Annotated in this window: 1 protein-coding gene; it reads left to right on the top strand. The window is 59.3% G+C overall.

The window, feature by feature from the left end; translation table 11 throughout:
* Positions 1 to 15: 15 nt before the first annotated feature.
* A partial coding sequence (locus tag AC1RO3_RS09190) for a tRNA(His) guanylyltransferase Thg1 family protein (RefSeq protein ID WP_481764115.1) occupies positions 16 to 270 on the top strand: 255 nt, incomplete at its 3' end.

Here is a 270-nt window from a genome sequence, read left to right on the forward strand (position 1 = left end):
GAAGCGGGGCGCTCCATGATGCCCGGCCTTCCTATTCTGGTGCGGCTCGACGGCCGTGCGTTCCACACGTTCACGCGCGGTCTGGATGGTCCGTACGACAAGCGATTCATGCAGTGCATGATCGATACGACGAAGGCACTTGTTGACGAATTTCAGGCTGATCTGGGGTACACGCAGAGCGACGAGATCACGCTGTACTGGCGCAATGCCCCGGTCTGGCGTACGAATGGCACGACGGAAACGATGCTGCCCGAAATGATGTTCGACGGT

This window comes from Dellaglioa sp. CoH-57-MRSF-19 (assembly GCF_056781975.1).